Annotated in this window: 26 protein-coding genes; 14 read left to right on the forward strand and 12 right to left on the reverse strand. The window is 62.4% G+C overall.

The features are described from left to right. Window positions 1-76: 76 nt before the first annotated feature. From GQA94_RS19855 to rpoE, 5 genes are read right to left on the reverse strand one after another with little or no spacing between them, the layout of a single operon-like run. Entirely contained in the window at window positions 77-1,486 is a 1,410-nt protein-coding gene (locus tag GQA94_RS19855) for a DegQ family serine endoprotease (RefSeq protein WP_423835335.1), read from the reverse strand. Then, window positions 1,467-1,970, reverse strand: a complete 504-nt coding sequence (locus GQA94_RS19860) for a SoxR reducing system RseC family protein (protein ID WP_158189623.1) — start codon at window positions 1,968-1,970, stop codon at window positions 1,467-1,469. The genes GQA94_RS19855 and GQA94_RS19860 overlap by 20 nt, the downstream gene beginning before the upstream one ends. Beyond that, the gene (locus GQA94_RS19865) at window positions 1,967-2,911 is read right to left on the reverse strand and encodes a MucB/RseB C-terminal domain-containing protein (RefSeq protein ID WP_158189624.1); all 945 of its coding nucleotides are present in this window, start codon (window positions 2,909-2,911) and stop codon (window positions 1,967-1,969) included. The genes GQA94_RS19860 and GQA94_RS19865 overlap by 4 nt, the downstream gene beginning before the upstream one ends. Window positions 2,912-2,919: 8 nt before the next feature. Further along, on the reverse strand, window positions 2,920-3,519 hold the full coding sequence (locus tag GQA94_RS19870; RefSeq protein ID WP_158189625.1) for a sigma-E factor negative regulatory protein: 600 nt from the start codon (window positions 3,517-3,519) through the stop codon (window positions 2,920-2,922). A 31-nt stretch (window positions 3,520-3,550) separates the two neighbouring features. Beyond that, entirely contained in the window at window positions 3,551-4,132 is a 582-nt protein-coding gene (gene rpoE, locus GQA94_RS19875) for an RNA polymerase sigma factor RpoE (RefSeq protein WP_019342233.1), read from the reverse strand. 353 nt (window positions 4,133-4,485) lie between these two features. On the opposite strand from rpoE, the gene nadB reads away from it, so the two are divergent. Then, complete coding sequence (gene nadB / locus GQA94_RS19880) at window positions 4,486-6,099, forward strand: L-aspartate oxidase (RefSeq protein WP_158189626.1); 1,614 nt, start codon at window positions 4,486-4,488, stop codon at window positions 6,097-6,099. Here nadB and GQA94_RS19885 read toward each other — a convergent pair. Together GQA94_RS19885 and GQA94_RS19890 are read right to left on the reverse strand one after the other, a co-directional pair. Next, window positions 6,068-6,523, reverse strand: coding sequence for a protein YgfX (locus GQA94_RS19885; protein WP_158189627.1), 456 nt, complete (start codon window positions 6,521-6,523; stop codon window positions 6,068-6,070). The genes nadB and GQA94_RS19885 overlap by 32 nt on opposite strands. Further along, complete coding sequence (locus GQA94_RS19890; RefSeq protein ID WP_158189628.1) at window positions 6,507-6,761, reverse strand: succinate dehydrogenase assembly factor 2; 255 nt, start codon at window positions 6,759-6,761, stop codon at window positions 6,507-6,509. Before GQA94_RS19890 ends, GQA94_RS19885 begins: the two co-directional genes overlap by 17 nt. Window positions 6,762-6,915: 154 nt before the next feature. Here GQA94_RS19890 and GQA94_RS19895 point away from each other — a divergent pair, with 154 nt between their 5' ends. The 3 genes from GQA94_RS19895 (at window position 6,916) to GQA94_RS19905 (ending at window position 9,450) form a co-directional block, all read left to right on the forward strand. After that, on the forward strand, window positions 6,916-7,863 hold the full coding sequence (locus GQA94_RS19895; RefSeq protein ID WP_158189629.1) for a YgfZ/GcvT domain-containing protein: 948 nt from the start codon (window positions 6,916-6,918) through the stop codon (window positions 7,861-7,863). 41 nt (window positions 7,864-7,904) lie between these two features. Next, the gene (locus GQA94_RS19900) at window positions 7,905-8,741 is read left to right on the forward strand and encodes an HDOD domain-containing protein (RefSeq protein ID WP_158189630.1); all 837 of its coding nucleotides are present in this window, start codon (window positions 7,905-7,907) and stop codon (window positions 8,739-8,741) included. A gap of 190 nt (window positions 8,742-8,931) precedes the next feature. Continuing rightward, window positions 8,932-9,450, forward strand: coding sequence for a DUF4142 domain-containing protein (locus GQA94_RS19905; RefSeq protein ID WP_158189631.1), 519 nt, complete (start codon window positions 8,932-8,934; stop codon window positions 9,448-9,450). A 41-nt stretch (window positions 9,451-9,491) separates the two neighbouring features. Here GQA94_RS19905 and ung read toward each other — a convergent pair whose 3' ends face one another. After that, window positions 9,492-10,187: a uracil-DNA glycosylase gene (ung, locus tag GQA94_RS19910; RefSeq protein ID WP_158189632.1), complete on the reverse strand. Its 696-nt coding sequence runs from the start codon at window positions 10,185-10,187 to the stop codon at window positions 9,492-9,494. 237 nt (window positions 10,188-10,424) lie between these two features. Here ung and GQA94_RS19915 point away from each other — a divergent pair, with 237 nt between their 5' ends. Together GQA94_RS19915 and GQA94_RS19920 are read left to right on the forward strand one after the other, a co-directional pair. Further along, window positions 10,425-11,669 (forward strand): ABC transporter substrate-binding protein, encoded by a 1,245-nt coding sequence (locus GQA94_RS19915; RefSeq protein ID WP_158189633.1) that lies wholly within the window; start codon window positions 10,425-10,427, stop codon window positions 11,667-11,669. 200 nt (window positions 11,670-11,869) lie between these two features. Beyond that, window positions 11,870-12,691 carry an enoyl-CoA hydratase gene (locus GQA94_RS19920; protein WP_158189634.1) on the forward strand — a complete coding sequence of 274 codons (822 nt, stop codon included), beginning with the start codon at window positions 11,870-11,872 and terminating at the stop codon, window positions 12,689-12,691. Between the two features lie 93 nt (window positions 12,692-12,784). Here GQA94_RS19920 and GQA94_RS19925 read toward each other — a convergent pair whose 3' ends face one another. Next, complete coding sequence (locus GQA94_RS19925; RefSeq protein ID WP_158189635.1) at window positions 12,785-13,228, reverse strand: hypothetical protein; 444 nt, start codon at window positions 13,226-13,228, stop codon at window positions 12,785-12,787. A gap of 229 nt (window positions 13,229-13,457) precedes the next feature. Between GQA94_RS19925 and rsxA the strand changes: the two genes are divergently transcribed. The 8 genes from rsxA to GQA94_RS19965 all read left to right on the forward strand — a co-directional run bounded on the left by rsxA (window position 13,458) and on the right by GQA94_RS19965 (window position 20,867). Beyond that, window positions 13,458-14,042, forward strand: a complete 585-nt coding sequence (gene rsxA, locus GQA94_RS19930) for an electron transport complex subunit RsxA (RefSeq protein WP_158189636.1) — start codon at window positions 13,458-13,460, stop codon at window positions 14,040-14,042. Then, window positions 14,039-14,614: an electron transport complex subunit RsxB gene (gene rsxB / locus GQA94_RS19935; RefSeq protein WP_158189637.1), complete on the forward strand. Its 576-nt coding sequence runs from the start codon at window positions 14,039-14,041 to the stop codon at window positions 14,612-14,614. Before rsxA ends, rsxB begins: the two co-directional genes overlap by 4 nt. Then, entirely contained in the window at window positions 14,611-17,313 is a 2,703-nt protein-coding gene (gene rsxC / locus GQA94_RS19940; protein WP_158189638.1) for an electron transport complex subunit RsxC, read from the forward strand. Before rsxB ends, rsxC begins: the two co-directional genes overlap by 4 nt. A gap of 54 nt (window positions 17,314-17,367) precedes the next feature. Next, the gene (locus GQA94_RS19945; RefSeq protein WP_158189639.1) at window positions 17,368-18,396 is read left to right on the forward strand and encodes an RnfABCDGE type electron transport complex subunit D; all 1,029 of its coding nucleotides are present in this window, start codon (window positions 17,368-17,370) and stop codon (window positions 18,394-18,396) included. Between the two features lies 1 nt (window position 18,397). Then, window positions 18,398-19,168 carry an electron transport complex subunit RsxG gene (rsxG, locus tag GQA94_RS19950; RefSeq protein WP_158189640.1) on the forward strand — a complete coding sequence of 257 codons (771 nt, stop codon included), beginning with the start codon at window positions 18,398-18,400 and terminating at the stop codon, window positions 19,166-19,168. Continuing rightward, the gene (locus GQA94_RS19955) at window positions 19,165-19,878 is read left to right on the forward strand and encodes an electron transport complex subunit E (protein ID WP_158189641.1); all 714 of its coding nucleotides are present in this window, start codon (window positions 19,165-19,167) and stop codon (window positions 19,876-19,878) included. Before rsxG ends, GQA94_RS19955 begins: the two co-directional genes overlap by 4 nt. A 61-nt stretch (window positions 19,879-19,939) precedes the next feature. Further along, the gene (gene nth, locus GQA94_RS19960) at window positions 19,940-20,578 is read left to right on the forward strand and encodes an endonuclease III (protein WP_158189642.1); all 639 of its coding nucleotides are present in this window, start codon (window positions 19,940-19,942) and stop codon (window positions 20,576-20,578) included. A gap of 109 nt (window positions 20,579-20,687) precedes the next feature. Beyond that, complete coding sequence (locus GQA94_RS19965; protein WP_025240742.1) at window positions 20,688-20,867, forward strand: PA3496 family putative envelope integrity protein; 180 nt, start codon at window positions 20,688-20,690, stop codon at window positions 20,865-20,867. Window positions 20,868-20,913: 46 nt separating this feature from the next. Here GQA94_RS19965 and gloA read toward each other — a convergent pair whose 3' ends face one another. The 3 genes from gloA to GQA94_RS19980 form a co-directional block, all read right to left on the reverse strand. Then, the gene (gloA, locus tag GQA94_RS19970; RefSeq protein WP_158189643.1) at window positions 20,914-21,306 is read right to left on the reverse strand and encodes a lactoylglutathione lyase; all 393 of its coding nucleotides are present in this window, start codon (window positions 21,304-21,306) and stop codon (window positions 20,914-20,916) included. A gap of 99 nt (window positions 21,307-21,405) precedes the next feature. Then, on the reverse strand, window positions 21,406-22,623 hold the full coding sequence (locus tag GQA94_RS19975) for an argininosuccinate synthase (protein ID WP_158189644.1): 1,218 nt from the start codon (window positions 22,621-22,623) through the stop codon (window positions 21,406-21,408). Window positions 22,624-22,709: 86 nt separating this feature from the next. Beyond that, window positions 22,710-23,603, reverse strand: coding sequence for a flagellar protein MotY (locus GQA94_RS19980; protein WP_158189645.1), 894 nt, complete (start codon window positions 23,601-23,603; stop codon window positions 22,710-22,712). Between the last annotated feature and the right edge of the window lie 90 nt (window positions 23,604-23,693).

Consider the following 23,693-nt stretch of genomic DNA (forward strand, 5'->3'; position numbering starts at 1 on the left):
CGTCTTGACGGCGCCCGCCCCAGCCGCTTGCGCATGAAAAAAGCGGCCCTCAGGCCGCTTTTCTTTACCGGCTCGCTTACTCGGCAAGCTTGAATGTAATGAAGCTCGCTCGTCCCTGGCGCAGCACGCGCATGGAAACCGACCGGTTCTTCGGCAATTGCTCGGCGACGCGGCCGAACGTCGAGGCAGAATCGATGGCCTGGTTGTTCAGGTGCGTAATCACGTCGCCGGGGCGCAAACCGATCATTGCCGCCGGCCCGTTCAACACCTCGGTAATCACCACCCCACCAGGAAGATCCAGGCTGCGGCGCTGCTCGGCGGTCAATTCCGACACCTTGACGCCAAGCCTGTTGCTGCTTTTCTCGCTACGCCCACTGGTGGCCGCCACTTCTTCGCCTTCTTCGGGCAGCGCACCGATCTGCATGGTGAGCGTCTGACGCTTGCCGTCGCGGACAATGCCCAGCTTCGCCCTGGTGTCCGGTTTGATCGCGCCAATCAGGTGAGGCAGGTCCGCTGACATGTCGATGGCACTGTCGTTGACGCTGAGGATCACGTCGCCGACGCGCAAACCGCCCTTGGCCGCCGGCCCGCCATCCATCACTTGCGCAACCAGCGCACCGGCAGGCCGATCAAGACCGAAGGATTCGGCCAGGTCCCGATTGACCTCCTGTATGACTACGCCAAGCCAACCGCGGCTGACCCTGCCTTCGGTGCGCAATTGATCGGCGACGTCCATGGCCACGTCGATGGGGATGGCGAACGACAACCCCATGAATCCACCCGAGCGCGTGAATATCTGGGAGTTGATGCCCACGACCTCACCCTGCAGGTTGAACAGCGGGCCGCCGGAGTTGCCGGGATTGATCGCAACATCGGTCTGAATGAACGGTACGTAGCTTTCGTTGGGCAGGTTGCGGCCCGTCGCACTGACAATGCCCGCCGTTACGGTGTGATCGAAGCCAAACGGAGAGCCGATCGCAAGCACCCACTCTCCCGCTTTCAGTGAGCTGGATTTACCCAGCTTGACCGTAGGCAGCCCCGTGGACTCGATTTTCAGCAACGCCACATCGGTCCGCGGATCCGCACCGACGAGCTTGGCCTCCAGCTCGCTGCGATCCGGCAGGCGAACGATGATCTCGTCGGCATCGGCAATCACGTGATTGTTCGTCAGTACGTAGCCGTCCGCGGAAATAATGAAGCCAGATCCCAGCGACTGCGCCTCGCGCTGTTGGCCACCCTCCGGGAGTCCAGGAATACTGTGCTCGAAAAACTCTCGAAAAATAGGCGGCAGCCCTTCGAGATCCGGCATATGCGGGTTCGCACCCCGAGCCGGGGCGTTCTGTTTGGTGCTTATGTTGACGATCGCGGGTGAGGCACTTTCCACCAAGGGGGTGAAATCAGGGAGCTGTGCATGGGCTACGGCGATCTGTCCCAGGCAAACCAACGCGGCGAGAAAAGCGAAGCAACTATTGCGTGGACCCTTCAAACTCATTCTCCCTTACGAACAAATCGTTCCGAGCGCTTGTTGCCGCACTCGCCAGCACCGCGCGCAACACCACCGGCTGCAACTCGGGATCGCCAGACGTCTGCTGGCTGCGCTTGCGCACTATCAGCCAGGCAACCACGAACCCCGCGACGGCGGCGAGCATCACGTACGGCTCGGCCGCCGACAACGCTGAAGCGATGAGCGCCGACGCGAGCAGCGCAAGCAGTGGAAACAGATAGACGAGGACGGCTCCGCGCAGCAGTACGCGCTCGCCAATGCCGACCACGACTGAATCACCCACGTTCAAATGAAGATCGGACAAGGCCCGTATCAGGCCCGCTCGCTCACGCACGCCGAGACGGTCCATCAAGCCTTGCCCGCACCCGTTCCTGGCCGAGCAGCCGGAACAGGTGCTGCGGCGTTGCGTCTCGACCCAGACAGCGCCGGTCTCCACAGCGATCACACGCCCTGGCTCTTCGATCATCGCGACGCCTGATCGGCTCCGGCGCGCATCGATAGAGCGACGCGCTCGGCCGTACCCAGCGGAATCTCACCGACCACCGTCACCATCACGTCGCCACCTGCGGTGGAAATACGTTTGGAGACCGCTACCGTCGGCCCCATCTGGCTGCGTGCGTCTTCGACCACCGCCCCTTTCAATGGCTCCAGGAATACCGAAAAGCGCGCAAGCCCGTCGCCATAAGCGAGCCAGGTCACCGGCTCATCGGAGGCGGGACTGGGGCGAACGTTCGAATCGAGCAGCTGGAAGCCCTCCGGAAGCCAGTCAGAGCGCCACTTCGGCGGCGTCGACTGCTGCGCCGCGGCAAGCGCGACAGGCTTGCACGCTGACCCGGCCTCCATATCCGCAGGCTCGATCGAGTCAGGCGAGAATTGTGTGAACTGAAACCGCTCGAGCAACTGTCCGCTTTCATCGAGCAGCAACGATTTGAGCGGCAGCGCCGTCTCGCGGTCGAGGTGCAGTTCGAAACCGTAACGGTGCTGATCCTGAGGCCGGATGGCCAACGCCACCGTAGGACGCCCCGCTACCCGGGACTCACCGATGACCTGGAAATCGTACCACTTGGACAGCGTGTTCGGCTCCAGAGGCTGCTGCCGCCAGGGCTTGGCATCGCGCACCTGCGCCGCCAGATCTTCGCTCGCGCAACGGACCTTGCCGTCCACCAGCGACACTTCGGCCGCCGGCCCATCGAGCTGCAAAAGGCGCTCGCGAAGCTGCTGGCCTTCCACGAGCTGCCAGACCGCGTGACTGGAAAAGCTACCGTTGCGTTCATAAACGAACGTGCCCTGGTAGCTCTGCTTCTTTTCGGCCGCTGCCAGCCGTTGCATCCAGGTGTTGGCATCAGCAGCAAAGGCCGGCATCGATAGCCAGCCTCCGAGTACCACACACAGCGGTATTACACGCATGTTGCTCCTTAACGATCTTCCATGCTGGCAGCACGCGCATAAGGCAATGCACTTTCGGATCCGCTACCGAAAGCGGCCTGCTGAGCGTGCTGGCGAACATATGCCGGCAGCCGCTTTTCATGCCAGCCTTCAGCCGATGCCTGCGCGCCTGCCGTCTCAGCTTCCGGCGCACCCGCGCCTTCACTGTAACCGGCCAGTACGGCTGGCCCCTGATTGGCCTGCGGCACCGCGATGCTAGGCTGCGGCGCCTGCTGCGCGATCTGCGGACCGGCCACTTCGGCCTGATTGTACAGGCGCACACCTGCCAGTACAGCAACGGTAACCGATGCCGCAACGGCCAGTCGACCTACGTTGCGCCAGGCGGAACGTTGCGGCTTGGCCGCAGTAATGGCCGGCTCGTCGGCCAGGGCTGCGGACACCGCCGAAGCGATATCCAGACGAGGCTCGATCAACTCCTCGTGCATCGCGGCACGAGCAATCTGATAACGCGACCAGGTCGATCGCATTTCGGTATCGCCGTCTGCGGCGAGCACTCGACGTAATTCCAACTCGTCCGCTTCGTTATCCATCACCGCGGACAGCGATTCATGCAGGGCTTCACGACTCATGGCGGTTCCTCTCTTGGCTGTCGCCGCTGTCTCAGGATTCATGCAACAAGGGTTGCAACGCTTTATCGATGGCTTCCCGCGCCCGGAATATCCGTGAGCGGACTGTACCCACCGGACACTGCATGACGTTTGCAATGTCTTCATAACTAAGACCATCAAATTCGCGCAGTGTTAGAGCCGTACGCAAATCTTCTGGAAGTTGTTGAATGGTTCTATGAACGGTGTCCTCTATTTCATCCCTGAGAAGTGCTCGCTCCGGCGACTCGATGTCCTTGAGTGCGTGATCGCCCTCATAGAACTCGGCATCTTCGGAACTGACATCACTGTCGGGCGGCCTTCTCCCTCGGGCCACCAGATGATTCTTTGCCGTATTGATGGCAATGCGATACAACCAGGTATAAAAGGCGCTGTCGCCGCGAAAGTTCGCAAGCGCGCGGTAGGCTTTGATAAAGGCTTCCTGCGCTACATCCTGAGCTTCGTGAGAATCATGTACGAAGCGCACGATCAACCCAAGAATCTTATGTTGATACTTCAGTACCAACAGATCAAAAGCCCGCTTGTCTCCCCGTTGCACTCGCTCGACCAGTTGTTGGTCCTGCTCCTGGGTTAGCATAAACACTCCTCCATGACCTGGAAGGGGTGCTGCGCTCGCCTGCGAGCTGACCTGCCAGAATAGACACGGGCTTTACACAAAAGTTCTCCCCCTTCAAGCAAGCTGTCCTGCAACACACCTGACGGCATTGGCGAGCAACGCCTCGAAACGATCCGTTCCGATGACGCTCTCCTGGTATCCACAGCAAAGCCCAGCCGCCCACCGAACGATGGCCAGCCGGCTTGCATCCACAACTGTCTATAGAGACAGGCTTGCAAGAAAAGTTCCAAAGCTTCAACCAGATAAACGCGGGGCCGCTATTTTGCCGGGGGATGCGCCTATATACTAGGGCCCGCCTCAACGTGAGATCCGAAATGAGCCGACATCACCAGTACGACGTTCTTGTCATAGGCAGCGGCGCCGCCGGCTTGACGCTGGCGCTGAATCTGCCCGCCGCGCTTCGCGTCGCGGTGTTGAGCAAGGGCGACCTGGCCAATGGCTCGACGTATTGGGCGCAGGGCGGCGTCGCGGCGGTGCTGGACACCGCCGACACGGTCGAATCCCACGTTGCCGATACCCTCGTCGCAGGTGGCGGACTGTGCAAGGAGCAAGCTGTACGCTTCACGGTCGAACGCAGCCGAGAAGCGATTCACTGGCTGATCGAGCAAGGCGTGCCCTTTACCCGGGATGAAGCCGATCGCGAGGATGGCAGCTTCGAGTACCACCTGACGCGCGAAGGCGGACACAGCCATCGGCGCATCATCCACGCCGCCGACGCGACCGGCGCTGCGATCTTCAATACCCTGCTCGCACGCGCCCAGGACCGCGACAACATCGACCTGCTTCAGCAGCGCGTCGCCGTCGACCTGATCACCGAACGCAAGCTGGGCCTGACCGGCAAGCGCTGCCTTGGCGCCTACGTACTGGATCGGACCAGCGGCGAAGTGGATACCTTCCAGGCGAAGTTCGTCGTGCTCGCGACCGGCGGTGCAGCGAAGGTATACCTTTATACAAGCAACCCGGACGGCGCATGCGGTGACGGTATCGCAATGGCCTGGCGCGCGGGATGCCGTGTCGGCAACCTGGAGTTCAACCAGTTTCACCCGACCTGCCTGTACCACCCCAAAGCCAAGAGCTTCCTGATCACCGAGGCCTTGCGCGGCGAAGGCGCACTGCTCAAGCTGCCCAACGGCGAGCGCTTCATGCCGCGCTTCGACAGCCGCGCCGAACTGGCCCCGCGCGATATCGTCGCCCGCGCGATCGACCACGAGATGAAGCGACTGGGCGTCGACTGCGTCTATCTGGACATCAGTCACAAGCCCACCGAATTCATCAAGGCACATTTCCCGACCGTCTACGAGCGCTGCCTGGAATTCGGTATCGACATCACCCGCGAGCCGATTCCGGTGGTTCCGGCGGCGCACTATACCTGTGGCGGCGTGGTGGTCGACCAGGCAGGCAGGACCGATGTTCCCGGCCTCTATGCCATTGGCGAAACCAGCTTCACCGGGCTGCACGGCGCCAATCGCATGGCGAGCAACTCGCTGCTCGAGTGCTTCGTCTATGCCCAGGCGGCCGCCCAGGACATGCTTCGCGAGCTGCCGACCATCGAGACGCCGCGCATCCTGCCTTCGTGGGACGCGAGCCAGGTGACCGATTCGGATGAAGACGTCATCATCGCCCACAACTGGGACGAATTGCGGCGCTTCATGTGGGACTATGTGGGCATCGTCCGTACCACCAAGCGCCTCGTGCGGGCCCAGCACCGGGTGCGCCTGCTGTTGGGCGAAATCGACGAGTTCTACAGCAATTACAAGGTCTCGCGGGACCTGATCGAGCTGCGGAACCTGGCCATGGTGGCGGACTTGATGATTCGCTCGGCGATGCAGCGCAAGGAAAGCCGAGGCCTGCACTTCACCCTGGATTACCCCGACCTGCTCCCGCATGCGCAGGACACTATTCTGGTGCCGCCCACCTTCGACGACTGAATTTCAATCTGAGCCGCAGGCGGCGATGCTGCTCGACGGACATCGCGCCACGCGGAATGCAGAGCCCTTTTGCGAACCGCTCGCCCGGCACCTTGAAACGCAGCACGACAACCAGCGGCAGCGCAAGGCTGTCGGGCAGTAACTGGATGGGTTGCCAGCCTAGACGTCGGCTCCAGAGCGACCACCCGTGCCGGTCGTGCCGCATGCCGCGCCAGGACGAATCGCGCCAAAGCAGGATGCGCGACGGTATGACCCAGGCGGCATGCAGCAGGCACAGCAGCAAGCCTGTCGCCTGAAGCCAGAGCGGAACCGGCAGCACCAGCAGCGTGACAATGGCCAGCAGGAGCACGCTAAGGTAAAGCGCCAGCAACGGCGCAGAGCCGCGCCAGCGGCACTCGAAGGTTCGACTACTTGGGTTGGACACGGTCGAGGATCATGCGAACCATGAGCCGCAAATCCTCATCGTCCGGCTCGGCGCGCTCCATGAACCAGCCAAACATGTCCTGGTCCTCGCAACTCAACAGCTTGCGGTAGCGGCGCTGGTCCTCTTCGTTCAACTGCGGGTAAACCTCCTTGACGAAAGGCACCAGCAGCACGTCCAGTTCGAGCATGCCGCGGCGGCTCTGCCAGAACAGGCGATTGAGTTCGGATTGTTCGACCATGCAAATGCTCCTGAGTTGAAGCCGGGCATTATAGCGACTGGCGCAACGGGGCGGCACAACCATCGGACCCGATGCGAACCGGCAACTGGCGCACGCTGTGTTTTACGGCCGTCCTGCTATGATGCCGGTCCGGATTTCTTCACGGCGACCCGTCATGACCGACACTGCTTTTTTCTGCGTCCTGTCGCACGAAGGCATCCTGGCCGTACGCGGCCCGGATGCGAGCAAATTCCTGCAGGGACAGCTGACCTGCAACCTGAATTATCTGGATGCCGAGCACTCCAGTCTCGGCGCGCGTTGCACGCCCAAGGGGCGCATGCAATCGAGCTTTCGCATCCTTGCGCAAGGCGATGGTTATCTCATGGCGATGGATCGTGAGCTGGTCCAGACGCAACTCGCCGACCTGACCCGATACGCCGCATTCTCGAAATCCAAACTGCATGACGAGAGTACCGAATGGGTCCGTTTCGGGCTCAGCGTCGGTGACGGGGCCCTGGTGAGCCTCGGCCTGGACCTGCCCCAGACTGCCAACCAGATGGTTACCGAGCATGGGCTGATCGCCGTCCGTCTGCCCGACGGTCGAGCGGAACTCTGGGCCCGTGCGGCGGAAGCCGAAACCACGCACCTGCGGCTGGCCGCCCAGCTTCCGCAAGCCTCGATCGAGCGCTGGCTGCTGGCGCAGATCCGTGCAGGTATCGGCCAGGTCGTGGCCGCTACCCGCGAGTTGTTCATTCCACAAATGATCAATCTCCAGGCGTTGGGCGGTGTCAGCTTCAAGAAGGGCTGCTATACCGGCCAGGAAATCGTCGCGAGGATGCAGTATCTCGGCAAATTGAAACGCCGCCTGCACCGCCTCGCCGCGCCTGAGGCCGACACCGAGGTGCCCGCGCCAGGACTGGAGCTGTATTCGCCCGTCCACGGTTCCAGCGTCGGCGAAGTGGTTCTGGCGGCCCATGCCGAAGGCGTGACGGAACTGCTCGCTGTGCTGCAGGAAGACGCCGCAGCCGATGGTCGGATTTCCCTCGGGTCCCCGGACGGCGCACCGCTGACACTGCTCGACCTGCCCTACACGCTGGACGCGGACCGAGAAATCCAGCGCTAGCCCTACTCGCCACGCCAATACAGACATCAATAAGGAACGACATGAGCACTCTTGCCGACAAGGTCCAGCAGGAACTGATGCAGGCGATCGAAAACGACGAACTGGTCCTGCCGACCCTTCCGGAAGTCGCCCTGCGGGTCCGTGAAGCCGCGGAAGACCCAGACGTGAGCATTCCGACGTTGGCCAAGGTGATCGGCAACGACACCGCCCTCACGGCACGCATCATCAAGGTGGTCAACAGTCCGCTGCTGCGTACCAACCGGGAGATCAACGACCTGCAGATGGCGATCAGCCGGCTCGGCATCAACTACACATCGAACCTCGCGACCGGGCTGGCCATGGAGCAGATGTTCCAGGCCACGACCGATGTGGTGGACCGCAAGATGCGCGAAGTCTGGAACAAGAGCACCGAGGTCGCGGCCATCAGTCATGTGCTGTGCCGTAACTTCACGCGGCTTCCGGCCGACCAGGCGACACTGGCGGGCCTGGTTCATCAGATCGGCGTGCTGCCCATCCTGACGTATGCCGAGGAACACGGCGCGCTGCTCAGCGACTCCATCAGCCTCAATCACGTCATCGACCGAATCCATCCGATCATCGGCGAGAAAATCCTGCGTGCATGGGAGTTTCCCGAGCCTATCGCGACGGTACCCGGCCAGCACCTGAGCTTCTCGCGTGTATCCGAGAAGGTGGATTACGTCGACATCGTTCAGGTGGCCACCCTGCAGAGCTATATCGGCAGCTCCCACCCGTTCACCCAGCTCGACTGGAACCAGATACCGGCGTTCGCCAAGCTGGGCCTCGACCCTAATACCCTGCTGCAGGAAGATGAAGACCTCTCCGCAGCCATGGACGCTGCGATGAGCATGCTGCAATAACCCTGCCCGGGTGCCGCTCGGCACCCGCCTCCTTCCGAAGCCGTGCCCGCCGCTGACCGCTCGCCGGAGCGCGAGGAACCGCTACTTCCCGCCCTAGTCACAAAATAGACGGCATTCTTGCCGCAACTCGCTGGTGCCCGTGGCCATGCCCGGCTGCACAAGCTTGTCAGGTAGAGGAAGGAGAACAACGATGACCCGCACGACCAAAGCTTTCTTTTCGGGTACCGCAGCCGTGCTGTTCGGTGTCGCGGCAAACTTCGCACTGGCTGCAGATGGCGAAAACTTCGTCGACGAAGCGTCCGCCAAGGGCATGGCCGAAATCGAAACCGCCAAACTGGCGCTGGACAAAGGCACTGCCGAAGACGTGAAGACCTTCGCGCAGAAGATGATCGATGACCACACCCGCTCCAACCAGAAGCTGGCTGAGCTGGCCGGCCAGCATGAAGATCTCGAGATTTCCGACGAAGCGAAGCTGATGGACAAGGCCAAGGCCATGATCCTCAATCTGCGTGATGGCGAAAACTTCGACAAGGCCTACGCCAACAACCAGGTCACGGCTCATGAGCAGACCATCGAGCTCTATCGCGAATATGCCCAGAACGGGGAAAACGCAGCGCTCAAGCAATTCGCCGAAACGACGCTCAAGGAGCTGGAGCAGCATCTGCAGCATGCCCAGGAACTGGCATCGGCGCACGGCAGCAAGCAATAAGGCCGTGCACCGCGATCGCGCCGCCGTCGCGGCGCGACGTTTCAGACCTGCGCCGGAAGTTTCCAGTCGATCGGCGCAAGCCCTTGCTGCCGGAGAAACTGATTGGCCCGGCTGAAATGACCGTTACCGATGAATCCCCGGTGAGCCGATAGCGGCGAAGGATGGACCGATTTGAGCAGCAGATGCCTGGTCGGATCGATCAGCTTTGCCTTGCTCTGCGCGTGCGCGCCCCACAGCATGAACACCACGTTCGAGCATCGTTCGCTGACCACCTCGATGATCTTGTCCGTCAGACGCTGCCAGCCCATTTTCGCGTGCGAGCCGGCCAACCCCTGTTCGACGGTCAGCGACGTATTGAGCATCAGCACGCCCTGGTCTGCCCAATGCTGCAGATAACCATGGCGAGGGATATCCAGATTCAAGTCGCGCTTGAGCTCCTTGAAAATATTCTGCAGCGACGGTGGAGGCGCAACCCCCGGCTGTACGGAGAAGCACAGGCCATGCGCCTGACCGGGACCGTGATAGGGGTCCTGCCCCAGAATGACCACCCGCACCTGCTCGAGGGGCGTCGAGTTCAGAGCGTTGAAAATCAACGGACCCGGAGGGTATACCACCTTGCCGGCCGCCTTCTCGCGCCGTAGAAACGCGCCCAATTCCTTCATGTACGGCTGCTCGAATTCATCCTGCAAGGCCAGCTTCCAGCTGTCTTCGAGTTTGACGCGATCCCCTTGGGTCATGGCGCTGTCCTGGTCTTCGAGGCGCTGAACCCTAAGCAATGGATTTCAGCGAGTCAATGCCCACGGCACGCACGAGGCTGTGCGCATCCCGGACGCGACGACCACCGCGCCCGAAATGTCGCTCACCGCACAATTGGCTAACCGGCTCCCCTATGCGACGAATGAACACGTGACGGATCGTTGCGACGCACAGTAAAAATGCGGTGTTGCCAAACACATACCAACAAGGATCATGCAATGAAACGGACTACCCTCCTGGCTTTGGGACTGGGGTTCTGCCTGGCCGCCGAAGCGGCCGATCCCATCACGCTTGGGCTCAATTACCCCCGCACCGGAAGCTATAAAGAGGAAGGACTTTCGCAGATGCGCGGCGCCCTACTGGCCGTCGAAGAGATCAACGCCCAGGGAGGCGTGCTGGGGCGCCCCTTGAAGCTTTCGACCCGCAACTCGGCATCACGACCGGAACAGGCCGTAGCCAACGTCGACAAGCTGGCCGACGAAGGCGCTGCGATGCTGTTCGGCGGTGCATCGAGTGCCGTCGCGATTGCCGCCGGCAAGCGTGCCAAGGAACGGGGGCTGCTTTACTTCGGCACCTTGACGTACTCCAACGACACGACCGGCAAGGATGCCCATCGCTACATGTTCCGCGAATGCAACAACGCCTGGATGAGCGCGCAAGTGCTCGGGCAGTACCTGAACAAGCACCTGCCCAACAAACGCTACTTCTACATCACCTCCGATTACACCTGGGGACATACCAGCGAAAGCTCACTGCGCGAGGCGACGGGCACTCAGAATGCCGACCAGCACCCCGGCATCAGGACAGCCTTCCCTGGCGCCCGGATCTCGGACTATCGCCAAGCGTTGGACCAGGCCGCCGGCAGCGACGCCGATGTCCTGGTGCTGGTGCTATTCGGGGAAGACCTGGTACGTGCCATGCGGATCGCGGACGATCTGGGTCTGAACAGGAAAATGCAGATTGCGGTACCCAACCTGACCCTGAGCATGGTCGAAACGGCAGGCCCGGACATCATGCGCGGCGTACTGGGCACCGAACCCTGGACCTGGCGCGTACCGGAACTGGAAGGCTCGGCTGCGGGCCAGCAGTTCGTCAGGAACTTCGACGAGCGCTACCAGACCCACCCCTCCAGTTCGGCCGCTTCGGCCTACAGCATCGTCTACCAGTGGGCCGATGCGGCCACCCGTGCGCGGAGCCTGGACAGCGAGCGGATCATCGCGGCGCTTGAGGGGCATCGTTACAGCCTGCTCAAGGACCAGCAGCAATGGCGCGCCTTCGATCACCAGAATGTGCAGACCGTATACGCGGTGAGGGTCAAGCCGCGCGAGGAGGCACTCAAGGACCGTTTCAAGCAGGACTACTTCGAGATCGTCCATCGCTTGCCTGGCGAGCAGGCCGCGCCTTCTCTGTCGGAATGGCAGGCCGAGCGTCGCGCAAGCGGCCAGGCACTGACGTTGCAATGACAACAAACGGGGCGGCACCGGCGGATGCACCGACTGGCGTGAGCCGCCCGCTGCGCCCAGGTCGTCATGCTTCACCGTTCGCGCGACGACCGGGCAAACGATACCGATCCGTCACGACGACCGTACTGCAACGCGCAGACGGTTCGCGTATCTGATGCAGACGAGTCGCACGCATTCGATCCGGACGAGGTGACACCACCATGAGCACGACCGCAGTTGAACCATACAAATCCGGGGTCTTCGACCTGACCCACAAGCTGACCGTGGAAAAGCATGGCCATACGGCGCTGATCACCATCAACCACCCGCCGGCCAATACCTGGGACCGCGAGTCCCTGATTGGCCTCAAGCAGGTCGTCGAACACTTGAACCACGACGACGAAGTGTATGCGCTGGTGATCAGCGGCCAGGGCGAAAAATTTTTCAGCGCTGGCGCGGATCTCAACCTGTTCGCCGACGGAGACCGCAGCCGTGTGCGAGAAATGGCGAAACGCTTCGGTGATGCCTTCGAGGCCCTACGCGCGTTTCGTGGGGTTTCCATCGCCGCCATCAACGGCTTCGCGCTGGGAGGCGGGCTGGAGTGCGCGCTGGCCTGCGATATCCGTATTGCCGAGCAACACGCTCAGCTCGGACTGCCGGAAGCTTCGGTCGGCCTGCTGCCTTGCGGTGGCGGCACGCAGGCGCTCGCGTGGCTGGTTGGTGAAGGCTGGGCCAAGCGGATGATTCTCTGTGGCGAACGCATCACGGCGGACACTGCACTGCGCATCGGCCTGGTCGAGCAAGTGGTGGAGCCTGGCGAGGCGCGCGGCCACGCGTTAATGATGGCATCGCGCGTTGCGCGGCAAAGCCCGGTTGCCGTACGCACCATCAAACCACTCATCGACTCGATGCGTAGCCGCGGCCCGGTGAGCCTGGCGGCGGCCGAACGCGAAGCCTTCGTCGACCTCTTCGAAGCCGAAGACACGCTCGAGGGCGTCCATGCCTTCCTGGAGAAGCGCGACCCGCGCTGGCGAAACCGTTGAGCATGATGGCCGGCAGGCCAGGATCAGCCCCGCCGCATCAGACCAGAAGCCTCCGTCCCCCCCCGCTCTGCGCCTCGATTCGTCGTTGGGGGCTCAGCGATGGTGACGCTCGTTGAAGCCACGACGCTGCTGCACCCGGTAATCGCGTCCATCGCGCACCAGCGGCGGCCGTCCCATGTGCCGCGAGTGGTCGCGATGCAAGCGATGGGGCTGGTCGAATCCAGGCTTGCGCCCATTGTTCCACCGTTGCGGCTGGCGGATGTCGCTTCGGCGCTCATGGCTCCAGCGCTGCCGGTCCGACCCACGGTGGCGGTCGTAATATTGTGGAGGCAGCTGCCCCTGGTAGCGTGGCGGCAAGTTCTGCGGATACTGCCTGTGCTGTGAGTACGGACTGCGCGGGTCGTACTGATACGGGCGGCTATCGACCCGATAACTACCGCCGTCCGGCTGGTAGACCCATACGCCCCCTCGCGAATCCGCGAATGCCTGGGTTCCGAGCCCCAGGGCCACTAATACGACCAGCGTTGAAATCTTCATCGAATACCTCCGCAGCCGCTGTGCCTGTTAGCGGCGGCCTCATCCCATCAGACCACAGCCGATGCAGGACTGACATTCCAACGGACGGCTGGTGCATTTCCATATGTGTCACCGAGCCGCAGTACGCGCCGACGCCCAGGACCTTCGCGGCCTTGTATGGCTGCCGCCGCTTCCCGATAATAGCGGCCTTTTAGCCTCGGCTCATGCAGAGCGCCACAGGAACCCCGCGATGACCGAACTCGCCCTGATCATGGTTAGCGCCATCCTGGTCAACAATTTTGTGCTGGTGCAGTTTCTCGGTCTGTGCCCGTTCATGGGTGTGTCGAAGAAAATCGAAACCGCGATCGGCCTTTCGCTGGCCACGACCTTCGTCCTGACCCTGGCCGCGATGTGCAGCTACGTCGTCCAGCAGTACGTGTTGAAACCGCTGGACCTCGAGTTTCTGCGCACCATCAGTTTCATCCTGGTGATCGCCGTCGTGGTGCAGTTCACCGAAATGGTGGTGAACAAGACCAGCCCGCTGCTGTACCGCGTCCTGGGTATTTTCCTGCCGTTGATCACCACCAATTGCATCGTGCTCGGCGTGGCACTGCTCAACGCCAACAAGACCGAGTTCACCTTCATGACCGCCACGGCAAATGGCTTTGCCGCCGGCCTCGGGTTCTCGTTGGTGCTGGTGCTATTCGCCGCCATGCGTGAACGCATCGCCATTGCCGACGTGCCCCGGTCCTTCCAGGGGGCGGCCATCGGCATGGTCACGGCCGGCTTGATGTCGTTGGCATTCATGGGCTTCAGTGGGTTGATCAAGCTATGAGTCTGGTTGTGATTGCCGTGCTCTCGCTGCTGGCGCTGTGCCTGGTGTGTGGCGCGATCCTCGGCTTTGCCGCGGTGCGTTTTCGCGTCGAAGGCGACCCCATCGCAGAACAGATCAACGCGCTGTTGCCTCAGACGCAATGCGGCCAGTGCGGCTACCCGGGCTGCAAGCCCTACGCCGAAGCCATCGCAGGTGGAGACAAGATCAATAAATGCCCGCCCGGTGGCGAGCCGACCATCCAGGCCCTCGCCGACCTGCTCGATGTCGAGCCCGAGCCACTGGACGCCGTGGAGGGGGAAGTTCCGCCCCGCGTGGCCTACATCCGAGAGGCCGAATGTATCGGCTGTACCAAGTGCATCCAGGCCTGCCCGGTGGATGCCATTGTCGGTGCCGCCAAGCAGATGCACACGGTCATTGTCTCCGAATGCACCGGCTGCGATCTCTGCGTAGAACCTTGTCCGGTGGACTGTATCGACATGATCGAACTCGGCAGCAGCCTGCAAAGCTGGACATGGGACAAGCCGCTGCTGCCAGGTCAACTGATCGCCAGTGACCGGGAGCAGGCCGCATGACTGCCTTGAACGTCTGGGATATCCACGGTGGCATTCACCCACCGGAGCGCAAGGCGCTGTCCAATCGCACGCCCATCCAGCAGCCGCCATTGCCCGGCCGCCTGGTGGTGCCGCTTGCTCAGCACCTGGGTGCCGCGGCCGAACCCTGTGTCGCGCCAGGCGAGCGTGTGCTCAAGGGCCAGAAAATCGCAGAAGCCACCGGCTTCGTCAGCGCGCCGATACACGCGCCGACCTCCGGAACGGTCGCATTCGTCGGCCCCCAGCCCTATCCCCACGTCTCGGGAATGCCCAGCGCAGCGATCGTCATCGAGAGCGACGGGCGAGACGAGTGGATCGAACTGCAGCCGCACGCGGCCTACCAGACCATGCAACCGCGCGAACTGCTCGAGCTGATTCGCCAGGCGGGCATCAGCGGCCTGGGCGGCGCGGGTTTTCCGGCTGCGGTCAAGCTGACCACACCGCCCGGCCAGACGATCCGAACGCTGATCATCAACGGGACCGAATGCGAACCGTACATCACCGCTGACGATCTACTGATGCGCGAGAAAGCCACGGAGCTGGTTGCCGGCATCGAAATCCTTGCGCACCTGATCCAGCCCGAGCAGGTGATGATCGGCATCGAAGACAACAAGCCCGAAGCCATCGATGCCGTACGCGCGGCGGTTGGCGAACGCGGCTATCTGGTCAAGGTGTTCCCGACCAAATATCCCTCTGGTGGCGAAAAGCAGCTGATCCAGATACTGACCGGCGAAGAAGTCCCCAGCGGCGGCCTGCCCGCCGACATCGGCATGCTCTGTCATAACGTTGGCACCTGCGTGGCGATCCATGATGCCGTGCTGCTGGGCAAGCCGCTCATCTCACGGATCACCACCCTGACGGGCGATGCGCTGGCACGGCCGATGAACGTCGAAGCGCTCATCGGCACACCGGTATCCGAGCTGCTGGCCTTCGCAGGCTTCGAGCCGAGCAGGCTCAACCGACTCATCATGGGCGGGCCGATGATGGGCTTCACGCTGCCGTCGATGGATGTCCCGCTGATCAAGACCACCAACTGCCTGCTCGCCAGCACCCTGGAGGAATTGCCGCCGCCACCTCCGGCACTGCCGTGCATTCGCTGTGGCGAATGTGCCGAGGCCTGCCCGGCCAGCCTGCTGCCGCAACAACTGCATTTTTTCGCGCTGGGTCAGGAACACGAACAGCTCAAGGCATACAACCTGTTCGACTGCATCGAGTGCGGTGCCTGTGCCTACGTTTGCCCATCGAGCATCCCGCTCGTGCAGTACTACCGCGCCGCCAAAGGCGAAATTCGCGCACTGGAACAGAAACAGCAGAAGGCCGAACATTCCAAGCAGCGCTTCGAATTGCGCCAGGACCGCCTGCGGCGCGCCGAGGAACAGAAGGAAGCTGACCGCAAAGCCCGTGCCGAGCGCGCCGCCCGGGCCAAGGCCGTTCAGGACGAAACCAGCCCGGCAGCCACCCAGGACGATCCGGTTGCCCGTGTCCAGGCGAACAAAGCCGGGCTCTCCGACGAGCAGAAGAAGCTCAAGATCGAAGCCAGCATGGCCCAGGTTGCCGTGAAGAAGGCCGAGAAACAGTTCGCCGTTCATGCCACACCAGAGCTCGAAGCCCAGGTCGCCGAATTGCGCCAGGCAGCCGCCATCGCGCAAAAGGCACTGGACGATGCCATTGCTGCCGCCCCGCCAGCAGCACCAGCCGCAGCCGTGCCATCCACCGATGATGCCGCCAAAAAAGCCAAGATCGAAGCCGCCATGCTCCGCGCTCAGGTCCGCAAGCTGGAGAAACTCGAAACGCTGGATACCGAGCAGCAGGCGGAACTGAGCAACCTCCAAGCGCAGCTCGCGACCGCCGAGCAGACGCTGGCTGCTGCACAAAGCGCAGCCCCGGCTAGCGCCCCGGCCAAACCCGCCGGCGACGAAGCGCTGAAAAAAGCGAAAATCGAAGCCGCCATGCTTCGCGCTCAGGCCCGCAAGCTGGAGAAACTCGAAACACTGGACTCCGAGCAGCAGGCCGAACTGAGTCGCCTCCAAGCGCAGCTCGCGACCGCCGAGCAGACGCTGGCTGCTGCACAAAGCGCAGCCCCGGCCAAACCCGCCGGCGGCGAAGCCCTGAAAAAAGCCAAGATCGAAGCCGCCATGCTCCGCGCTCAGGTCCGCAAGCTGGAGAAACTCGAAACGCTGGATACCGAGCAGCAGGCGGAGCTGAGCAACCTCCAAGCGCAGCTCGCGACCGCCGAGCAGACGCTGGCTGCTGCACAAAGCGCAGCCCCGGCTAGCGCCCCGGCCAAACCCGCCGGCGACGAAGCGCTGAAAAAAGCCAAGATCGAACTCGCGATGAAGCGGGCCGAGCTGAAGAAAGCCGAAAAGGCCGGCGCTGCAGAAGCCGAGCTGAGCCGGCTCCGTGATGGATTGGCCAGTGCCGAGCAGGCCCTGCACGACGCCGAATCGGCGTCAGCGAAGCCCGCGCCGGAACTGGTTCGTACCGATAAACGCCCGGTCGACGAGCTGACCCGTGCGCTGAAAACCGAGATCGCCTTCGCCCGTGCCGACCTGCGCAAGCTGGAACGCGGCGAGGCCAGCGAAGCCAGCGCCATCGAGGCGGCCCAGGCACGACTGAACGAAGCCGAAAGCAAGTTACAGGCACACACCGATTCTTCAAAGGTAGACGCGCCCCAGGCGTAGCGCCCAGGGCGGCCCCATCGAGCCGCCCGATTTCAAGTATCTGACGGAGAGCCAATGGCCCTGCCCCGCATCACCTCACCGCATACCAAGGGCAATAACCGCACGCAGCGGGTCATGTTGCTGGTACTGGCGGCAACCTTGCCCGGCACGATTGTGCTGACCTGGCTGTACGGCGCCGGCACGCTGATCAACCTGGCCTGGGCCTGCGCCGTGGCGTTGGGTGGTGAAGCGCTGATCCTCAAGCTTCGGCAACGCCCGGTGCAGTTCTTTCTGCGGGATGGCAGCGCGCTGGTCACGGCGGTGCTGCTGGCGCTGGCGCTTCCGCCTTATTCGCCCTGGTGGTTGACGCTGATCGCGACGGGCAGCGCCATCGTGTTCGGGAAACAGCTCTATGGTGGCCTGGGCCAGAACCCGTTCAATCCGGCCATGATCGGCTACGTGGTGGTGCTGGTATCCTTTCCGGTCGAAATGACCACCTGGCCGGTGCCGCACAGCGTGGGCCTCGGTGCCGGGCTGCAGCACATCCTCGGTATCGCCTCGCTGCCCGATGGCTGGGCCCAGGCCACTGCGCTCGACGTACTCAAGGTCAACAAAAGCCTGACGGTCGACGAGCTTTGGGCCAACCCGGCGTTCGGCCATTTCGGCGGTATCGGGTCCGAGGTCGTCAACCTCGCGTTCCTGGCGGGCGGCCTGTTTCTGCTGCACAAGCGCTTGTTCACGTGGCACGCGCCGGTGGGCATGCTCGCCGCACTGACCCTGATGAGTTTGGTGTTCTGGAACGGTTCCGGGTCCGATAGCCACGGCTCGCCAGTGTTCCACCTGCTCAGCGGCGCGACCATGCTCGGCGCGTTCTTCATCGTCACCGACCCGGTGAGCGGCGCTACCAGCAACCAGGGGCGGCTTATCTTCGGCGTTGGCGTCGGCGTCCTGGTCTACGTCATCCGCGCGTGGGGCGGTTATCCGGATGCGGTGGCCTTCGCGGTGCTGCTGATGAACCTGTGCGCACCGACCATCGACTACTACACCCGCCCGCGCACCTACGGCCATCGCAAGGCCGAGCGCGGCTTCAAGCTGGGCGAATGACATGATCCTTCCTGAACTCAGCCGCTCGATGCTCAAGAACAGCCTGGTGCTGGGCCTGTTCGCCATCGTGACAGTGGGCGCCGTGACCTTGCTGCAACAATTCACTGCTGAACGTATCCAGGCGTCCGAACGTGCCGCGCAATTGCGCGCCCTGAACGAAATCCTGCCCCGCGACAGCTACGACAACCCGCTGCTCGACAACAGCATCGAGGTACAAGACCCGTTGCTCGGCACCCGACAGCCCCTTGCCGCCTACATCGCCCATAAGAACGGCAAGCCGAGCGCGGTAATTCTGCAAGCCATCGCACCAGACGGCTACAGCGGTGCGATACATTTGCTCATCGGTGTTCAGGCGGACGGCCGGATCGCCGGCGTCCGTGTCGTCGGTCATCGCGAAACGCCCGGGCTGGGCGACAAGATCGAGCTGACCAAAAGCCCGTGGATACGCAGCTTCGACAACCGTTCACTGAGCAATCCCGAAGAATCGGGCTGGGCAGTCAAGAAGGATCGCGGCGAATTCGACCAGTTCGCCGGTGCCACCATCACGCCCCGCGCCGTGGTCGGCGCGGTGCATCGGGCCCTGAAATACTTCGAGGCCCACAAGGCCGAACTGCTCAACCCCAGCGGTAGCCCGATTGCACCGCAGCAGGCATTGGAGAATCGGACCGAACCGTCCGAAGTGACCACCCATTCGCGCGCCGGCACCGCCGCCACCCGTGACGAGCTGCAGGTCGACGAGCCGCAGCCCGAACAGAAGGGCCAGACACCATGAGCAATCCCAGCTACCGCGAACTGAGCATCAACGGCCTGTGGAAAAACAACCCGGCGCTGGTCCAGTTGCTAGGTCTCTGTCCCCTGCTCGGGGTCAGCAATTCCACCGTCAACGCCCTGGGCCTCGGACTCGCCACCGCGCTGGTGCTGATTTGCTCGAACGTCGGCGTTTCGCTGGTGCGAGGCGTGGTCAATACCGCGGTGCGCCTGCCGGCTTTCGTGATGATCATCGCGGCGCTGACGACCTGCATCGAACTGCTGATGCAGGCCTATACCTATGAGCTGTATCAGATCCTCGGCATCTTCATCCCTCTGATCACCACCAACTGCGTGATCCTCGGCCGCGCCGATGGCTTCGCGGCCAAGCACAACCCGCTGATCGCCGCCTTCGATGGCGTGGTCATGGGGTTGGGATTCGCACTGGTTCTGGTGGTGCTGGGCGGCGTGCGCGAGCTGTTCGGTACCGGTGCGCTGTTCGCCAACATGCACCTGTTGTTCGGCCCTATTGCCGATAACTGGGAAATCACGGTTTTCAGCGATTACCAGGGCTTTCTGCTGGCCATCCTGCCTCCGGGCGCGTTCATCGTGCTCGGCCTGCTGATCGCTCTGAAAAACCGCATCGATCAGCATCTGGCCGAGCGCGCCAAGGCCAGGCAGCCAGCGGAGCCGGTACAGAGCCGCCGCGTCCGTGTGACGGGGGTGATCGAATGATCGTGGCCGCAGCACCCGAGCCACGGGCGCCTCGGCTTTTCAGGGCGGGAGGCGGTTGGCAATGAACGCTGCGAAACGCCGTGAAATCTTCCGCCGATTTCACGAGGACAACCCGGAGCCCAAGACCGAGTTGGCCTACGACACGCCCTTCGAGCTGTTGATCGCCGTGATCCTGTCGGCCCAGGCCACCGACGTCGGCGTCAACAAGGCAACGGCCCGGCTGTTCCCAGTCGCCAATACGCCCGAGGCCATCCATGCCCTGGGTTATGAAGGCCTGTGCAGCTATATCAAGACGATCGGCCTGTATCCCAGCAAAGCCAGGAACGTGCTCGAAACCTGCCGCATACTCATCGAGAAGCATGGCAGCCAGGTCCCGGATAACCGCGAGGACCTCGAAGCCCTGCCCGGCGTGGGCCGCAAGACTGCCAATGTGGTCCTCAACACGGCTTTTCGCCAATTCACCATGGCCGTGGACACGCACATTTTCCGGGTCGCCAACCGCACCAATATCGCCCCGGGCAAGAACGTGCTGGAAGTCGAGCGACGGCTGATCAAGTTCGTTCCGAAGGAATATCTGCTCGACGCGCATCACTGGCTGATCCTGCATGGCCGCTACGTTTGCAAGGCACGCAAACCGCAATGTGGCAGCTGCCGGATCGAGGACCTATGCGAGTACAAGCACAAGACCAGCGACGATTGATTGGCTCCGCGAGAAAGCTATCGCCTGATTGAAAAAATCTTTTTTACGACCCACTCTTTTGTCGCTATAAGGTGCGCCAACAGCGCGCCTTAGCCGTGGAGTGAACCCCGTGTCCGAGAAAGAAGAAATCCAGATTGAAGATGACTTCGTCGCCGACGATGAAGACGATACTGCCGAGGCCCCGGTCGAAGTGGCCAAGACCAACCTGACCAAGCGCCGGATTATCGACAACCTGCTCGAAGAGCGCCGCTTGCAGAAGCAGCTCAACGAATTCGACTTCGATCTCTGAAATGAAAAAGCCCCGATCACCGGGGCTTTTTCATATGAACCATCGATCAGTCGCGGCGCGACGGCGATAGCAACTCCACCTTGTAGCCGTCCGGGTCCTCGATGAAGGCGAGGATGCTGGTGCCGTGCTTCATCGGGCCTGGCTCACGGGTGATCTTGCCACCGCGGCTGCGTATATCCTCGCAGGCCTTGTAGACGTCTTCGACCTCCAGCGCGATATGGCCGTAGCCGTCGCCCAGATCGTAGCTGTCGACGCCCCAGTTGTGGGTCAGCTCCAGCACGCTGTTATGCGCTTCGTCGCCATAACCGACGAAAGCGAGCGTGAACTTGCCTTCCGGATAATCCTTGCGGCGCAGCAGGGTCATGCCCAGCACTTCGGTATAAAAGGCGATGGATCGATCCATATCGCCGACTCGCAGCATGGTATGCAGCAGTCTCATGGTGTGGTTCTCCTCATTTCGGCCAGGCGTGTGGCTGTGCACAAAGCATAACCCCGGCCAACGCCGGGGTTATGACTCAAAGCGCGGTACAGTCGGCGATCAGAACTGCGTCCGGCCCTTGTTCGCAGCGATCCGCATGCGCAGTGCGTTGAGCTTGATGAAACCGCCTGCGTCGGCTTGATCGTAGGCACCGGCATCGTCTTCGAAAGTCGCGATGTTGGCGTCGAACAGCGAGTCGTCGGACTTGCGACCGGTGACGATGACGTTGCCCTTATAGAGTTTCAGACGGACCACACCGTTCACATTGACCTGCGAGGCGTCGATCATCTGCTGCAGCATGCTGCGCTCGGGGCTCCACCAGTAGCCGTTGTAGATCAGGCTGGCATATTTGGGCATCAGCTCATCTTTCAGATGCGCCACTTCGCGATCGAGGGTGATCGACTCGATGGCGCGATGGCCCTTGAGCATGATGGTGCCGCCGGGTGTCTCGTAGCAGCCACGCGACTTCATGCCGACATAGCGGTTCTCGACGATATCCAGGCGACCGATGCCGTTCTCGCCACCGACCCTGTTCAGGTAGGTCAGCACTTCGGCTGGGGTCATCGACTTGCCGTCGATGGCAACGATATCGCCCTTGCGGTAGGTCAGCTCGATATAGGTCGGGGTGTCCGGCGCGGCTTCCGGGGATTTGGTCCAGCGCCACATGTCTTCTTCATGTTCGGTCCAGGTGTCTTCCAGCACACCACCTTCATAAGAGATATGCAGCAGGTTGGCATCCATCGAGTACGGCGACTTCTTCTTGCCGTGACGCTCGATCGGAATTTCGTGCTTGGCGGCATAGTCCATCAGCTTCTCGCGCGAGAGCAGATCCCATTCGCGCCAGGGCGCAATGACCTTGACCCCGGGCTTGAGCGCATAGGCACCCAGTTCGAAACGCACCTGGTCGTTGCCCTTGCCGGTCGCGCCATGGGAAATGGCATCGGCGCCCGTCTCGTTGGCGATCTCGATCAGGCGCTTGGCGATCAGGGGGCGTGCAATGGACGTACCCAGCAGGTACTCACCTTCGTAAACGGTATTGGCGCGGAACATCGGGAAGACGAAGTCGCGAACGAACTCTTCACGCAGATCGTCGATGTAGATCTCCTCGACACCCATGGCCTTGGCCTTGGCGCGCGCTGGCTCGACTTCCTCGCCCTGCCCGAGGTCGGCGGTGAAGGTCACCACTTCGCAGTTATAGGTGTCTTGCAGCCATTTGAGGATCACCGAGGTGTCCAGGCCACCGGAATACGCCAGGACTACCTTCTTTACGTCGGCCATTGCCATCCACTCCCGGGATTGTAAGGAAAGCGGGGATTCTACTGGTCGCGGCGCTCGTTTTACAGGGGCGCGAGCGCCGCTCGGCATCAGGACGACGGAGCGCCGGACTCGCCTGCGACCGTGGTGGCCGCCGGGCCGCGCTCCAGGCGCAGGCTCACGCGCCGGTTCTTGGCCCGGTTGGCTTCGCTGTTGTTGGGAACCAGCGGGTAGCGCTCGCCGTGAAAGCGCAGCGTAATCTGCTCTTTCGCAATGCCATTTGCGATCAGGTACTCCTCCACCGCAAGCGCTCGTCGACGGGACAGGTCGCGGTTGGTCAGCCGGTTGCCACTGTTATCGGAGTGGCCGTCAAGCTGGATGCGATTGACGCTCGGGTCGGCCTTGAGGAACTGCAGAATGATATCGAGCTTGGCCTGGGCCATCGCATCGAGCGCGACGTCAGCGGCAGGGAATCCGACCTGCGACTGTCGGATCTGCTCGAAATTCACGGGCAGCAGCTTTGCCGTACAAGCACGGTAATCCTCGTAGGCCTTGGCGAAGCGTGCAGGCAGAAGCCTGACCTCCAGCGCCTCGCCTCCATGCCGCGTGCGATGACGCACCACGGGGCTGCGGCCTTCCAGCAAGCCGCTGAGCAGGCGCCCGGCCTGCAACTGAGAACTGTTGAACACAATGTCGCCCGCCGCCACGGCCACGACGCCGAGATTGAGATCGCTGCGCTCTGGCTGCCAGGGCGCGGCGGCTGCGAGCAGCGTCGCCGAGCCTTCGCCCAGCCAACGGTCGGCCGACTGCAAACGGAACGTGGCCTGCTCCCCGGCGCGCCGCACGAACGCCCCGGCGCCGAAGCCTGCGACCGGCTGCGTCAGGCGACACTCGAACTGATCACCTTCGACCTGCCACTGCGCACGCTCCAGACGTGTCTGGAACGTCAGGGCATTGGCCGGAGAAGCAAGCAGGCAAGCCAGAATAAGAAGGCGCAGGCGCACGAAGGACTCCAAGAGCAGCGTAGTCTCATGGGTATCGGTCGCAGTGTCGGAAACTTGAAACCGAAGGGCCGGGCGCGGCTACCGTTGGGC

It is taken from the genome of Stutzerimonas stutzeri (genome assembly GCF_009789555.1).
Classification (GTDB): Bacteria; Pseudomonadota; Gammaproteobacteria; order Pseudomonadales; family Pseudomonadaceae; genus Stutzerimonas; species Stutzerimonas stutzeri_R.